5 protein-coding genes, 3 tRNA genes, 2 rRNA genes and 1 riboswitch are annotated in these 14,819 nt (G+C 45.4%); of the genes, 3 read left to right on the top strand and 7 right to left on the bottom strand.

The window, feature by feature from the left end:
- The first annotated feature begins 27 nt into the window (after window positions 1-27).
- A complete protein-coding gene (locus M4S28_RS02880; protein WP_249632276.1) occupies window positions 28-1,791 on the top strand; it encodes a PglL family O-oligosaccharyltransferase in 1,764 nt (587 codons plus the stop codon).
- Window positions 1,792-1,895: 104 nt separating this feature from the next.
- Here M4S28_RS02880 and M4S28_RS02875 read toward each other — a convergent pair whose 3' ends face one another.
- Window positions 1,896-3,035 (bottom strand): pyridoxal-phosphate-dependent aminotransferase family protein, encoded by a 1,140-nt coding sequence (locus M4S28_RS02875; protein WP_102546236.1) that lies wholly within the window; start codon window positions 3,033-3,035, stop codon window positions 1,896-1,898.
- Between the two features lie 176 nt (window positions 3,036-3,211).
- Window positions 3,212-3,389, top strand: a riboswitch (Lysine riboswitch).
- Between the two features lie 109 nt (window positions 3,390-3,498).
- Between M4S28_RS02875 and lysC the strand changes: the two genes are divergently transcribed.
- Window positions 3,499-4,866 carry a lysine-sensitive aspartokinase 3 gene (gene lysC, locus M4S28_RS02870; protein WP_249632275.1) on the top strand — a complete coding sequence of 456 codons (1,368 nt, stop codon included), beginning with the start codon at window positions 3,499-3,501 and terminating at the stop codon, window positions 4,864-4,866.
- A gap of 107 nt (window positions 4,867-4,973) precedes the next feature.
- Here the strand turns inward: lysC and metH are convergent, their stop codons facing one another.
- The gene (gene metH / locus M4S28_RS02865) at window positions 4,974-8,651 is read right to left on the bottom strand and encodes a methionine synthase (protein ID WP_249632274.1); all 3,678 of its coding nucleotides are present in this window, start codon (window positions 8,649-8,651) and stop codon (window positions 4,974-4,976) included.
- A gap of 169 nt (window positions 8,652-8,820) precedes the next feature.
- Here metH and M4S28_RS02860 point away from each other — a divergent pair, with 169 nt between their 5' ends.
- Window positions 8,821-10,101 (top strand): cation:proton antiporter, encoded by a 1,281-nt coding sequence (locus M4S28_RS02860; protein ID WP_017078851.1) that lies wholly within the window; start codon window positions 8,821-8,823, stop codon window positions 10,099-10,101.
- A gap of 900 nt (window positions 10,102-11,001) precedes the next feature.
- Here the strand turns inward: M4S28_RS02860 and M4S28_RS02855 are convergent.
- From M4S28_RS02855 to M4S28_RS02835, 5 genes are all read right to left on the bottom strand, one after another.
- Window positions 11,002-11,078: transfer RNA gene (locus M4S28_RS02855), tRNA-Trp, on the bottom strand.
- Between the two features lie 60 nt (window positions 11,079-11,138).
- Window positions 11,139-11,215: transfer RNA gene (locus tag M4S28_RS02850), tRNA-Asp, on the bottom strand.
- A 67-nt stretch (window positions 11,216-11,282) separates the two neighbouring features.
- Window positions 11,283-11,398: ribosomal RNA gene (gene rrf, locus M4S28_RS02845) — 5S ribosomal RNA — on the bottom strand.
- A 98-nt stretch (window positions 11,399-11,496) separates the two neighbouring features.
- A 23S ribosomal RNA gene (locus M4S28_RS02840) occupies window positions 11,497-14,390 on the bottom strand.
- 334 nt (window positions 14,391-14,724) lie between these two features.
- Window positions 14,725-14,800, bottom strand: a tRNA-Ala gene (locus M4S28_RS02835).
- Window positions 14,801-14,819 lie beyond the last annotated feature (19 nt).

The raw sequence follows: 14,819 nt of genomic DNA, 5'->3' as shown, positions 1-14,819 counted from the left end.
GCTCTGTTTTTATAAGGTTAGGGATTTATGGCAACAATACACACTAGCGGTACCCAACTAGAAAATCAGGTAACTCAGCTACCACTCAATAAAGCATTTTTGGCTTCTTTAGCTGTTGTATTCTTGTTAGCCATGCATTTTTTCATGCCGAATCCTGGAGGCTCAGGCCTTGCGTTATCGTTTAACCCAACCACTTGGTTAGCTCTTAGCTTTACGTTAGCAATTGGCTTCTACCAACTCGCGACTAACCAAGTACTCAAATATTCCAAGTTAACCGTTGGCTTGCTGCTCAGTTGCGTGATACTTACGCTACCCACGATCTACAGTAACGCCTTTCCTCAAGCCGCATCTGGTCGACTACTGGGATTGTGGGCGGGCTTCGCTTTATTCGTCGTACTTCAGCAATTTAAGTTCAGCAATAAACACAAGCAACGCATGTTGTGGTTCATTGTGCTTGCTGTGGTTATACAAGCACTCTTTGGTTACGTGCAATATTTCTTACTGGAACCCGGTAATCTATTTGGTTACAACACTGCGGCTAATCGACCTTACGGAATCTTCCAGCAACCCAATGTTATGGCCAGCTTCCTAGCCACTGGATTTGTACTTTCTGCTTATCTTTTGGCGAGGCAACCTGCGAAATATAACCATAAGATTAGCGAATCGATTTTACTTTATTTAACCCCAACCTTAACCGTGCCGCTATTAATTATTATTGCATCACGAACTGGCTGGTTGGCCGCCGTAATAGGGTTAATATGTATTCTTCCTTACCTATACAAATTCTCGACTAAGAAGCGATTTTACGGATGGTGCGCATCAGTGCTAGTCGGTATCGCCATCGCTTTTTCGGTGATCAGCCTCAGTGCAACAGATAGCTTCGCGAGTAAGAAGGCAAACCTAGAAAGCCCAAGAGCTTATACCTTCCCACAAGCGTTGGACATGATGATAGAAAAGCCATTTACAGGTTATGGCTACGGGAAATTCGAATCCGAGTACACGCTATACACGGCTCGCCAGCATCAACTCAACTCAAATTATCATCCCGGCCTTCCTTCAATGGATCACCCGCACAATGAATTCCTGTTTTGGGGAGTTGAAGGCGGAATAGTACCAATTATCGGGATCTTAATTGCTGCGTTTTTAGTCATGTCACGTATAGCAAGCTCAACGAAGGGAACACGTCTAGCACTGCTCGCGCTATTTATCCCCATACTCTTGCACTCTCAGCTCGAGTATCCTTTTTATCATTCTGCGATTCACTGGATAACATTCATCATATTGATTTACTGGGTAGATCAACGCTCTTCTCGGCACTATCAACAGCCGTTTAGTATCGTTAGTAAAACCCTGTTTAGAGTGTCTAGCTTGGTGGTTCCGATCTTGGTGAGTTTCTATATGTTGAGCGCGTTGCATACCAATTATGTGCTGACTCAATTTGAACTGTCTAAGCCTAAGAACCCAGATATTCTTAAGCAGGTAACGAATCCCGTAGTTTGGAAAGATCGCTATGATTGGGATGTATACAGCACATATCTAAATATTGGCCTCTACAAAGCTGATCCTAGCCTGATCCAACCTTATGTTGATTGGTCTCTGGAAATAATAAAGAGCAAACCAAGGCCTGCTTTCTACAGTAATCTTATTCTTGCTTATCAAGGATTGGGAGATCACAGCAAGGCAGAACAAATTCGTAGCGAAGCGAGCTTTTTGTTCCCAAATAGAGACTTTTCCAAGGTTCAATATAAGAAAATATCAGAAGCTGGAAACAACATCTCTTCTGCTAAATGATGCCAAGGAATCTAGAGTTAATTCACCCTATTGGCGCTTAGTCTAGACACAAAAAAGCGCACGTTCTCTCGTGCGCTTTTCTTTTTAATTTCAGTTTATTGTCGTTACTTCAAAACGTCTTGCAACGCTTTTAAGCACAATGCGACATTCTCTTTTCGAGCACCATAACCCATTAAACCAATACGCCAAGCCTTCCCTGCTAAAGAGCCAAGGCCTGCACCGATTTCAAGATTATACTCTTCTAACAGCTGTGTTCTTATTTTGGCTTCGTCAATCCCTTCAGGGAAGTAAAGCGCATTCAATTGAGGCAAGCGACTCTCTTCATCAACGACAAACTTTAACCCCAAAGCTTCTACGCCAGTTTTAAGCTCTTGGTGCATCGCGTAATGACGTGACCAAGCGTTGTCTAACCCTTCATTTTTCAGTAAAACCAATGACTCATGCAAAGCATACAGGCTGTTCACGGGGGCTGTGTGGTGGTAGCTACGCTTACCTTCTCCACTCCAATAACCGAGTACCAAGCTCTGATCTAGGAACCAGCTTTGTACTGGAGCTTGACGCGCCTTCATCTTCTCAACCGCACGTTGAGAGAAAGTCACCGGAGACAGGCCCGGAACGCAAGATAGACATTTTTGACTGCCAGAATAAACCGCATCAAGCTGCCATTCATCGACCAACAGTGGTACACCACCTAATGATGTCACCGCATCAACAATCGACAATGCATCGAATTGACGAGCTACTGCGGAAATGGCTTTAGCATCCGATAACGCTCCAGTCGACGTTTCTGCGTGTACAAATGCGACAGCTACAGCATCAGGGTTTTCTAATAACGCTTTTTCTATCTTTTCAACGGAAACGGGTTTACCCCACTCGTCATCAACAAGGATCGCTTCGCCACCACAACGCACAACATTCTCTCGCATACGTTCACCGAAAACACCGTTGCGACAAACAATCACTTTCTCACCGGGCTCAATCAGGTTAACAAAACAGGTTTCCATACCTGCACTGCCCGGAGCTGAAACGGCAATCGTAAACTCATTTTCAGTTTGAAAAGCATATTTAAGAAGTTGTTTCAGCTCATCCATCATTGCGATAAATAACGGGTCGAGGTGACCAATAGTTGGACGGCTCAAGGCCTGTAAAACTTGAGGTGAAATATCTGAAGGCCCCGGCCCCATTAACGTTCGGTGTGGCGGATAAAAGCTCTCGATAGCAGTAGTGAGTGTTAAATTAGACATGTACATCCCTTACGTTAATGGTGTGAACATTCCACCCTAAAGCAAATCGATACCGTCAGCAATTAGCCAAAAGTATTGAGGTCACACCAGTGTCACATAATTGTTAAAATTATTTTTTAAATATCTCCAGTTACGGATTGACATTGTTAACGCAAACACGTTCAATGAAATGGCTATCTAGCAGAAGAGGAGCACTGCCCAGGCAGATGTTTTGTGGAACCGCATTTCCAATACAAAACATTAATGGGGAGCAGTGCCGAGATAATAAAAGGATGCAGGACCTTTATTATCGGTTGAGCGGGCTGAATCCCGGCAACTGTCGCCATTTCTATATGGTGAAGAGCTTCTGAGGTTACTATTCTAATAATTCCTCTCTTTTTGCTCTAAATACTCTCTTCGAAAAACATCGGACGTTGGATTACCCAACCGTAATTTTATTTTAGGAAGTCGTGGGAGATATATCGTGAGTGCATCTAATGTAGCTGGTTCTTTTAATGTCGCTAAGTTTGGTGGAACAAGTGTTGCCAACTTTGAAGCAATGAGCCGTTGTGCTGCCATTATTGAAAATAACTCGAATACTAAACTGGTCGTGAGCAGCGCATGCTCAGGCGTCACTAACTTGCTTGTTGAGCTAGCGAATGGTGTCCAAGACAAAACTCGTCGTCAGGAATTAATGACACAGTTGGCTGACATTCATAACGCGATTCTTGATCAACTAGCTGACCCAATCAGCATTGAAAAAGACGTGCATTGTATTCTCGACGACATTGCGAGCGCTGCAGAAGCGGCATCATTCCAAACAAGTACCAAACTCACCGATCACCTAGTGGCATGTGGTGAGTTAATGTCGACACATATTCTGGCGCAGATCATTCGTGAACGTGGGACACCCGCTGTTCGTTTTGATATCAGAGAAGTGATGCGCACTAATGATGACTTCGGTAAAGCAGAACCACAGCTAGAAGATATTGCAGCTCTAGCGCAAGAAAAACTCATCCCACTTTGCCAAAAACAAGTTGTCGTGACTCAAGGCTTTATCGGTGCCGATAGCGAAGGTAACACCACAACGTTAGGTCGTGGCGGCAGTGATTATTCAGCCGCACTGATTGCCGAATCGGTACAAGCTATTGGTTTAGAGATCTGGACTGATGTTCCGGGCATCTACACCACGGATCCACGTATCGCATCGAAAGCATCTCCTATCCCAGAGATCAGCTTCAGCGAAGCATCGGAAATGGCAAACTTTGGCGCGAAGATCTTACACCCATCGACTCTAGTCCCGGCACTACGCCACCAAATTCCGGTATTTGTCGGCTCATCAAAAGCACCAGAGCTCGGAGGCACATGGATTCGTCAACAAGTTGAAAGCTCCCCTCTGTTCAGAGCGCTTGCCCTACGCTGCAACCAAACCATGGTTACGCTACGCAGCGCCAATATGTTCCATGCTTATGGCTTCCTCGCAAAAGTGTTCGAGATCCTCGCTAAGCATAAGATCTCTGTCGATCTTATCACTACCTCAGAGATCAGTGTCTCACTCACTCTCGATCAAACAGATACATCGGGTGGTGCTCCTCTGTTACCAGAAGCCGCTCGAATTGAACTTGAAGAGCTGTGTTCTGTAGATATTGAACACGACCTATGCCTTGTTGCTCTTATTGGCAACAACATGAGTGAAAGCAAAGGCTATGCGAAGCAAGTATTCGGCACGCTTGAAGACTTCAACCTACGTATGATTTGTTACGGAGCGAGCCCACACAACCTGTGCTTCTTGCTTGATGAATCTGTCTCCAAGTTAGCGATTCAAAAGCTGCATCAAGAGCTGTTTGAATAAAACGACGGTTGCTCGATTAGTTTAAAATCACCAAACGACAGATACAAAAAGGGTTGCTCTTAAGCAACCCTTTTATTTTACGAATCAAAGCCCGTCATAGATTCAAGCTAGTTAATGTTTGGACCTAACCACTTCTCAGCTTCCAACATATCCCAACCTTTACGGTCGGCATAGCTATCCACTTGATCCTGTTGTATCTGTGCAATAGCAAAGTATCGGGCATCAGGATGAGAGAAGTACATACCAGACACTGAGGCACCTGGCCACATTGCGTAACTCGTGGTTAGCGACATGTCGATTGCTTTTTCAACGTCCATCAACTCCCACAACGTGCCTTTCTCTGTATGCTCTGGGCAAGCAGGGTAACCCGGGGCTGGACGAATACCTTGGTACTTCTCTCGAATCAAATCGTCGTTAGACAAATTCTCATCAGGTGAGTAGCCCCAAATGTCCTTTCTCACTTCTTTATGCAAGTATTCAGCGAACGCTTCAGCCAATCGGTCTGCAACCGCCTGAATCATAATCGCGTTGTAGTCATCACCATTGGCTTTGTATTCATCAGCCAGCTCTCGCTCACCAATACCACCCGTTACTGCAAAACCACCAATCCAATCCGCTTTACCGCTGTCTTTTGGCGCAATGTAATCTGACAAACAGTAGTTAAATCCTTTGGGCTTTTCGGTTTGCTGACGAAGGTTGTGCAGAACCTTTAATACTTCAGTACGCGATTCATCGGTATACACTTCAATATCATCGCCAACACTGTTTGCTGGGAACATCGCACACATACCACGAGCTTCAAGCAATTTCTCTCTTTGTACTCGATCTAATAAATCATTGGCGTCTTTAAATAAGCGCTTCGCCTCTTCGCCTACTTCTTCATGATCAAAAATTGCCGGGTACTTACCAACCAAAGACCACGTCATAAAGAACGGAGTCCAGTCGATATACTGACGTAAAGTAGCCACATCAAAGTCCTTGAAGATGTGTACTCCCGGTTTAGCGGGTGCAGGGGGAGTATACGCATTCCAATCGATAGCAACTTTATTAGCACGCGCTCTCTCTAGCGAGACTGGCTTAGTACGCGGCTTTTTGCGGTTGTGTTGATCGCGAACGCGATCGTAATCAATATCCAACTTCTCAACAAATGCAGGCTTCAGTTCGTTAGATAGTAGAGAAGTACACACACCAACAGCACGTGAGGCATTGTTTACGTAGACCACAGGTTCAGAGTAGTTCTGTTCAATCTTAACGGCTGTATGCGCTTTAGATGTGGTTGCTCCGCCAATCAGAAGAGGCAGTTTAAAGCCTTGTCTCTCCATCTCTTTAGCCACATGAACCATCTCATCCAATGAAGGAGTGATCAAACCCGAAAGGCCAATGATATCGACGTTCTCTTCTTTAGCTACCTTAAGGATTTTTTCACATGAAACCATCACGCCCAGATCGATAATTTCATAGTTATTACACTGCAAGACAACGCCCACAATGTTTTTACCAATATCGTGAACATCGCCTTTTACGGTCGCCAGTAAGATTTTTCCGTTAGTTGCACCAACGTCTTTTGTTGCATTAATAAATGGCTCTAGATGGGCTACCGCCTGCTTCATAACACGGGCAGATTTCACCACTTGAGGAAGGAACATCTTACCTTCACCAAAAAGGTCACCAACTACGTTCATGCCATCCATTAATGGACCTTCAATCACCTCGATAGGGCGAGAGGCATTAACACGAGCTTCCTCGGTATCTTCAACGATGAAATCAGTAATGCCTTTCACCAAAGAGTGCTCTAAGCGCTTTTCTACTGGCCAGGTACGCCACTCTAAAGCCGATTTATCTTCAACTTTCCCCACTGCACGCTCTAGATACTCAGTCGCAATATCGAGTAATCGCTCTGTTGAGTCGTCTCGGCGGTTTAGAACCACATCTTCAACGGCTTCACGTAAATCCTCAGGCACATTATCGTAAATCTCTAATTGCCCCGCATTTACAATGCCCATATCCATACCGTTTTTAAAACAGTGGTATAGGAATACCGCGTGAATAGCCTCACGAACGTAGTTATTACCGCGGAAAGAGAATGAAACATTCGACACACCACCCGAGATCATCGCATGCGGAAGATCGCGTTTGATGTCCCCTACCGCTTCAATGAAGTCGACCGCATAGTTGTTATGCTCATCAATACCAGTAGCCACTGCGAAAATGTTTGGGTCAAAAATAATATCTTCTGGCGGGAAACCTACTTCATCAACAAGAATATTGTAGGCATTAGTACAAATCTCGACTTTACGCTCTCGAGTATCAGCCTGTCCTAGTTCATCGAACGCCATCACAATGACAGCTGCGCCATAACGACGAACCAGTTTAGCTTGCTCGACAAACTTCTCTTTCCCTTCCTTCAATGAGATAGAGTTAACGATGCCTTTACCCTGAATACATTTCAGGCCAGCTTCGATAACTTCCCATTTTGAAGAGTCGACCATGACTGGTACTTTCGAGATCTCTGGCTCAGACGCACATAGATTAAGGAATTTAACCATACACGCCTCAGCGTCTAGCATCCCTTCATCCATGTTGATATCGATGATCTGAGCGCCGTTCTCAACTTGCTCACGAGCAACACTCAAAGCTTCGTCGTAGAGCTCTTCTTTAATCAATCGCTTAAATCGAGCAGAGCCAGTAACGTTAGTACGCTCACCGACGTTCACAAATAGAGATTCTTTGGCAATCGTTAATGGTTCTAAGCCAGATAAACGACAAGACACAAGCAAATCAGGTAATTGACGTGGAGTTATGCTTTCAACGGCCTCAGCCATGTGACGTATATGTTCTGGCGTCGTACCACAACAACCACCAATTAGGTTCAAGAAGCCACTCTCGGCCCATTCCTTAACGTGTTCAGCCATATCTTCAGGAGAAAGGTCATACTCACCGAACGCATTAGGTAAACCCGCGTTAGGGTGGGCGGAAACGTTACATTCTGAGATACGAGACATCTCACCAACGTACTCTCGCAGTTCGTCAGGGCCTAATGCACAGTTCAATCCAAATGAGATAGGTTTAACATGACGAAGGGCATTGTAGAAGGCTTCTGTTGTTTGCCCTGAAAGCGTACGACCTGATGCATCAGTAATGGTACCGGAGATCATAACTGGAAGAGTAATACCCACTTCTTCAAAAACAGATTCAACCGCAAAAGAACATGCTTTTGCATTTAACGTATCGAAGATAGTTTCGATAAGAATAAGATCTGAGCCGCCTTTGATAAGTGCTCGTGTCGATTCGGAGTAAGCTTCAACAAGCTCATCAAAGCTAACATTACGATAGCCCGGATCATTAACGTCTGGAGAGATAGAACAAGTTCGGTTAGTTGGACCTAACACACCCGCCACGAAACGGGGTTTGTCTGGGGTCTTTGCCGTCCATTCGTCTGCCGCTTCACGAGCTAATTTTGCAGCTGTAAAGTTAATTTCTTCGCTAAGGCTTTCCATACCGTAGTCGGCCATAGCGATGGTTGTAGAGTTAAAGGTATTGGTCTCGAGGATATCAGCACCGGCTTCCAAATACTCCATATGGATATCTTTGATAAGCTTAGGTTGTGTAAGTACCAAAAGGTCGTTGTTACCTTTTAAATCACTATGCCAATCAGCAAAGCGCTCACCACGATAGTCTTGCTCTTCCAATTTATAATCCTGAATCATGGTACCCATGCCACCATCAATCAGTAAAATTCGTTGCTTCAACAGAGCGTCAATCTTTTGCCTTACATTACTTCCCACGGTACAACCTCATTCCTTTAATTATCTCTCCATCCTACCACACATTAAAAAGGAGTCTAGACGTCTAAAAGATGAAATTGATTACCAAGTCATGACAAAAAAATGTTTGCTATTTGAGCATGAGACAACGAAAATTCATATTCATACTTTGTTACATGTTGGGATCCCAATGTCGGTCTATTACACCTTATGCTTCTTGTCCGCAGCTGCCATGCTTATTGCTTTCGTGAATACCAAAATTGGTAAAATGCAGACAACCATCGCCATTACAGCTGGCTCAATGATGTTATCTCTATTAATTATCATTGCGGGACAAAACAATTGGTTCCAATTGGCTGACATCGCCTCAGAAACCGTTGCCAGTATCAACTTTGAAGATTTCCTCCTGAAAGGAATACTGGGATTCTTACTCTTTGCAGGTGGTTTGGGGATTAAGTTACCTAATCTAAAAGATCAGAAATGGGAAATAACGGTACTCGCTCTTGGCGCTACACTGTTTTCGACATTCTTTATTGGCTTTGTGCTGTATGGGTTCTGTCAGTTTATCGGTATTCAATTTGACCTAATTTATTGCTTACTTTTTGGCTCTCTAATATCTCCAACCGATCCAATCGCTGTATTAGCAATAGTGAAAAAGCTCGATGCTCCCAGACGAATCTCTACTCAAATCGAGGGAGAATCTCTATTCAACGATGGTTTTGGCCTAGTGATCTTCGTTACCCTATTTACCATTGCGTTCGGTACAGAAGCACCGACTGTGGGTAGCGTGACCATGTTATTCGTCCAAGAGGCTATCGGTGGTATCGTCTATGGCTTTGTTCTAGGTTTAATATTCCATTACCTAATCAGCAACACCGATGACCACTCGATGGAGTTGCTATTAACCATAGGTATTCCGACAGCTGGTTATGCCTTTGCTGAAGTCCTACATGTATCAGGACCGTTAGCAATGGTAGTATCAGGTATCATGATTGGTAACTGGACGCGCTTTATTGGATTCTCGAAAGAGAGTGAGGATCACCTAGACCACTTCTGGGAATTGATAGATGAATTCTTAAATGGCGTATTGTTCTTATTGATCGGTATGTCGATGTTGTTATTCAAATTCCACCAAGAAGACTGGATCTTAATGGCGTTCGCAGTACCTCTAGTACTAAGCGCACGCTACCTAAGTGTTTTCTTGTCTTATATCGGATTCAAACGCTTTAGAACTTACAACCCTTGGTCAATCAAGATCTTAACTTGGGGTGGTTTGCGTGGTGGACTAGCTCTAGCCATGGCACTTTCAATCCCTTCAGGTATCTGGGTGATTGAAGACAAGGCAATAGATGTTAAAGAGATAATCCTCGTCATGACATACGCTGTTGTTGTGTTCTCAATCTTAGTTCAAGGTTCAACAATTACTCCGATGATAGAGAAAGCGAAACAAGCTGAGAAAGAGCTGGATTAGCATCTAAAAATATTAACGAGGCTGCCTAATTTAGGTGGCCTTTTTTGTGCCTGATGAAAGTCAGATTCACCAATTTCCTAACTGAAGCTCTAGCTGAAAGGTATACATGAACAATAGAACTTACCTCAGCGTTTACTGCACTGTTATTGGGGTAATCAAAAGCCTTTATGTTGGGTGAATATTAGATTTAACCAGGACTAAAGCGAAGACGGTTGATGTTTAATCATCCTGCCGACGACATGATAAAAATGCTCTTAGTCAGCAATTTTTCTGAAAGTGAGGCTATGCAAAGAACTCGTTCTTTTGCAGCGCTAGCGAGTCTACACACTCTAGAACAGACTTCAGTTGTGTAAGCATTCCTTCCGGAAAAATAGTGAAACTCAAGGCCTAGCAGGTATAGCTTTAATCACTACCAGAAACTACGGAGTGAGATGAATGCTGAACAGAAAGCTCTAGTGTTCGACTAAGCCTTTAAATACGGCAAGGTTGTATTTAGTAGGTATTAAGCGATTCAATTAAATAGGGGGAGCTAAAGGAGCACTTAATATATCTAGCGTTACGTTAAAGGTGACAGGCATAAAAAGGCTCCAGCATTTCTGCCGGGACGCGCAGTCTAGAGTCTTAACTATCGCAGGGGTGGACTGAGCCGGCACTCCGGAGATTAGACCGGGCTGGCGATCCAGCTCCCAACATTTTCGTAGAAGCAACAGATGCAAAAAAGCCTCAGCATTTCTGCTGAGGTTTTGTATATGGCAGAGGTGGACTGAGCCGGCACTCCGGAGATTCGAACTCCCAACACGCGCTATTTTGGTAAGTCGGGGAATCCGCGGCTCTGTTAATGCCGTATTATTAGATTCAGAAAGTAAAAAGGCCCTAGCATTTCTGCTAGAGCCTTGAATATGGCAGGGGTGGAGAGATTCGAACTCCCAACACGCGGATTTGGAATCCGCTGCTCTGCCAATTGGAGCTACACCCCTAAAACTTTTTATTACTTCAGATTCGAAAAAACCTCGCACTAGGCGAGGTTATCGAATAAGTGGCGGAGTGGACGGGACTCGAACCCGCGACCCCCGGCGTGACAGGCCGGTATTCTAACCAACTGAACTACCACTCCGCAGTGGTCAACTCACTAAGTGAGCGTCCATATCTCAAGGTCGGTCAACCTAAAGATTTAATTTAAAGCCTGGCGATGTCCTACTCTCACATGGGGAAACCCCACACTACCATCGGCGCTATTGTGTTTCACTTCTGAGTTCGGCATGGAATCAGGTGGGTCCACAATGCTATGGTCGCCAAGCAAATTTTAAAATTCGGAAAGCTAATCTAAAAGTTATTTCTCTTCAAACGCATTCAAGGTCTGGTACATCTGAGTCCACAAAACCCCTTGGGTGTTGTATGGTTAAGCCTCACGGGCAATTAGTACAGGTTAGCTCAATGCCTCGCAGCACTTACACACCCTGCCTATCAACGTCGTAGTCTACGACAACCCTTTAGGACACTTATAGTGCCAGGGAAAACTCATCTCAAGGCTCGCTTCCCGCTTAGATGCTTTCAGCGGTTATCGATTCCGAACTTAGCTACCGGGCAATGCCATTGGCATGACAACCCGAACACCAGAGGTTCGTCCACTCCGGTCCTCTCGTACTAGGAGCAGCCCCTTTCAATTTTCCAACGCCCACGGCAGATAGGGACCGAACTGTCTCACGACGTTCTAAACCCAGCTCGCGTACCACTTTAAATGGCGAACAGCCATACCCTTGGGACCGACTTCAGCCCCAGGATGTGATGAGCCGACATCGAGGTGCCAAACACCGCCGTCGATATGAACTCTTGGGCGGTATCAGCCTGTTATCCCCGGAGTACCTTTTATCCGTTGAGCGATGGCCCTTCCATTCAGAACCACCGGATCACTATGACCTGCTTTCGCACCTGCTCGAATTGTCATTCTCGCAGTCAAGCGGGCTTATGCCATTGCACTAACCACACGATGTCCAACCGTGTTTAGCCCACCTTCGTGCTCCTCCGTTACTCTTTGGGAGGAGACCGCCCCAGTCAAACTACCCACCAGGCACTGTCCGTAATCCCGATTCAGGGACCAACGTTAGAACATCAAAACTACAAGGGTGGTATTTCAAGGACGACTCCATCACATCTAGCGACGCAATTTCATAGTCTCCCACCTATCCTACACATGTAGGTTCAATGTTCAGTGCCAAGCTGTAGTAAAGGTTCACGGGGTCTTTCCGTCTAGCCGCGGGTACACTGCATCTTCACAGCGATTTCAATTTCACTGAGTCTCGGGTGGAGACAGCGTGGCCATCATTACGCCATTCGTGCAGGTCGGAACTTACCCGACAAGGAATTTCGCTACCTTAGGACCGTTATAGTTACGGCCGCCGTTTACCGGGGCTTCGATCAAGAGCTTCGACCGAAGTCTAACCCCATCAATTAACCTTCCGGCACCGGGCAGGCGTCACACCGTATACGTCATCTTACGATTTTGCACAGTGCTGTGTTTTTAATAAACAGTTGCAGCCACCTGGTATCTGCGACTCTCGTCTGCTCCATCCGCAAGGGACTTCACTGATAAGAGCGTACCTTCTCCCGAAGTTACGGTACCATTTTGCCTAGTTCCTTCACCCGAGTTCTCTCAAGCGCCTTGGTATTCTCTACCCGACCACCTGTGTCGGTTTGGGGTACGATTCCTTACAATCTGAAGCTTAGAGGCTTTTCCTGGAAGCATGGCATCAATGACTTCACTACCGTAGTAGCTCGACATCGTATCTCAGCGTTAATGAAAGTCCGGATTTACCTAAACTTTCCGCCTACGTACTTGAACCTGGACAACCGTCGCCAGGCCCACCTAGCCTTCTCCGTCCCCCCATCGCAATTGTAAGAAGTACGGGAATATTAACCCGTTTCCCATCGACTACGCCTTTCGGCCTCGCCTTAGGAGTCGACTTACCCTGCCCCGATTAACGTTGGACAGGAACCCTTGGTCTTCCGGCGAGGGAGTTTTTCACTCCCTTTATCGTTACTCATGTCAGCATTCGCACTTCTGATACCTCCAGCATGCCTTACAGCACACCTTCAACGGCTTACAGAACGCTCCCCTACCCCACATACCCTAAGGTACGTAGCCGCAGCTTCGGTGTATAGCTTAGCCCCGTTACATCTTCCGCGCAGGCCGACTCGACCAGTGAGCTATTACGCTTTCTTTAAATGATGGCTGCTTCTAAGCCAACATCCTGGCTGTCTGAGCCTTCCCACATCGTTTCCCACTTAGCTATACTTTGGGACCTTAGCTGGCGGTCTGGGTTGTTTCCCTCTCCACGACGGACGTTAGCACCCGCCGTGTGTCTCCCGGATAGTACTTACTGGTATTCGGAGTTTGCAAAGGGTTGGTAAGTCGGGATGACCCCCTAGCCTTAACAGTGCTCTACCCCCAGTAGTATTCGTCCGAGGCGCTACCTAAATAGCTTTCGGGGAGAACCAGCTATCTCCAGGTTTGATTGGCCTTTCACCCCTAGCCACAAGTCATCCGCTAATTTTTCAACATTAGTCGGTTCGGTCCTCCAGTTGATGTTACTCAACCTTCAACCTGCCCATGGCTAGATCACCTGGTTTCGGGTCTAATCCTAGCAACTGTACGCCCAGTTAAGACTCGGTTTCCCTACGGCTCCCCTAAACGGTTAACCTTGCTACTAAAATTAAGTCGCTGACCCATTATACAAAAGGTACGCAGTCACACCACGAAGGTGCTCCTACTGCTTGTACGTACACGGTTTCAGGTTCTATTTCACTCCCCTCACAGGGGTTCTTTTCGCCTTTCCCTCACGGTACTGGTTCACTATCGGTCAGTCAGTAGTATTTAGCCTTGGAGGATGGTCCCCCCATATTCAGACAGGATATCACGTGTCCCGCCCTACTCGTTTTCACTGATTATGAGATGTCGATTACGGGGCTATCACCCTTTGTTGCGGCACTTTCCAGAGCCTTCATCTGTCTCATTAAAAGCTTAAGGGCTAATCCAATTTCGCTCGCCGCTACTTTCGGAATCTCGGTTGATTTCTCTTCCTCGGGGTACTTAGATGTTTCAGTTCCCCCGGTTTGCCTCCTGTTGCTATGTATTCACAACAGGATACTTGCTTATGCAAGTGGGTTTCCCCATTCAGGAATCCCAGACTCAAAAGGTTATTACTACCTAATCTGGGCTTATCGCAAGTTATTACGCCTTTCATCGCCTCTGACTGCCAAGGCATCCACCGTGTACGCTTAGTCACTTAACCATACAACCCGAAAGGGTTTCTATTTACTTTCACTTTAAAAAGTGAAGACAAATAAGCGTATGGCAACTAACCAAGGTTTTTGGTTGTCATCAAGAAGGGTTAATTCCTGATAACTGTTTGCCGGACTCAATTGTGAATCAAACTAAAGTTTGATTCGAATACAAGACACTTGAATGTGTTTGTTGTGTTTATCTAATGAAAGATAAACATTGAGAACTTTTAAATTTGATTGAATTACTCGTAAGTAATCAATCAGTCAGCTTTCCAAATTGTTAAAGAGCTAGATTTCTTTCGAAACCATTTTTAAATATTTTCAAACAAAAACACTTAAAGATGGTGGAGCTATGCGGGATCGAACCGCAGACCTCCTGCGTGCAAGGCAGGCGCTCTCCCAGCTGAGCTATAGCCCCATCTTTGTTTCTAGTCGAT

The organism is Vibrio sp. J383, assembly GCF_023503985.1.
Classification (GTDB): domain Bacteria; phylum Pseudomonadota; class Gammaproteobacteria; order Enterobacterales; family Vibrionaceae; genus Vibrio; species Vibrio splendidus.
The sequence above is the reverse complement of the archived record's forward strand: the minus strand, read 5'-3'. Positions and strand labels throughout refer to the sequence as shown.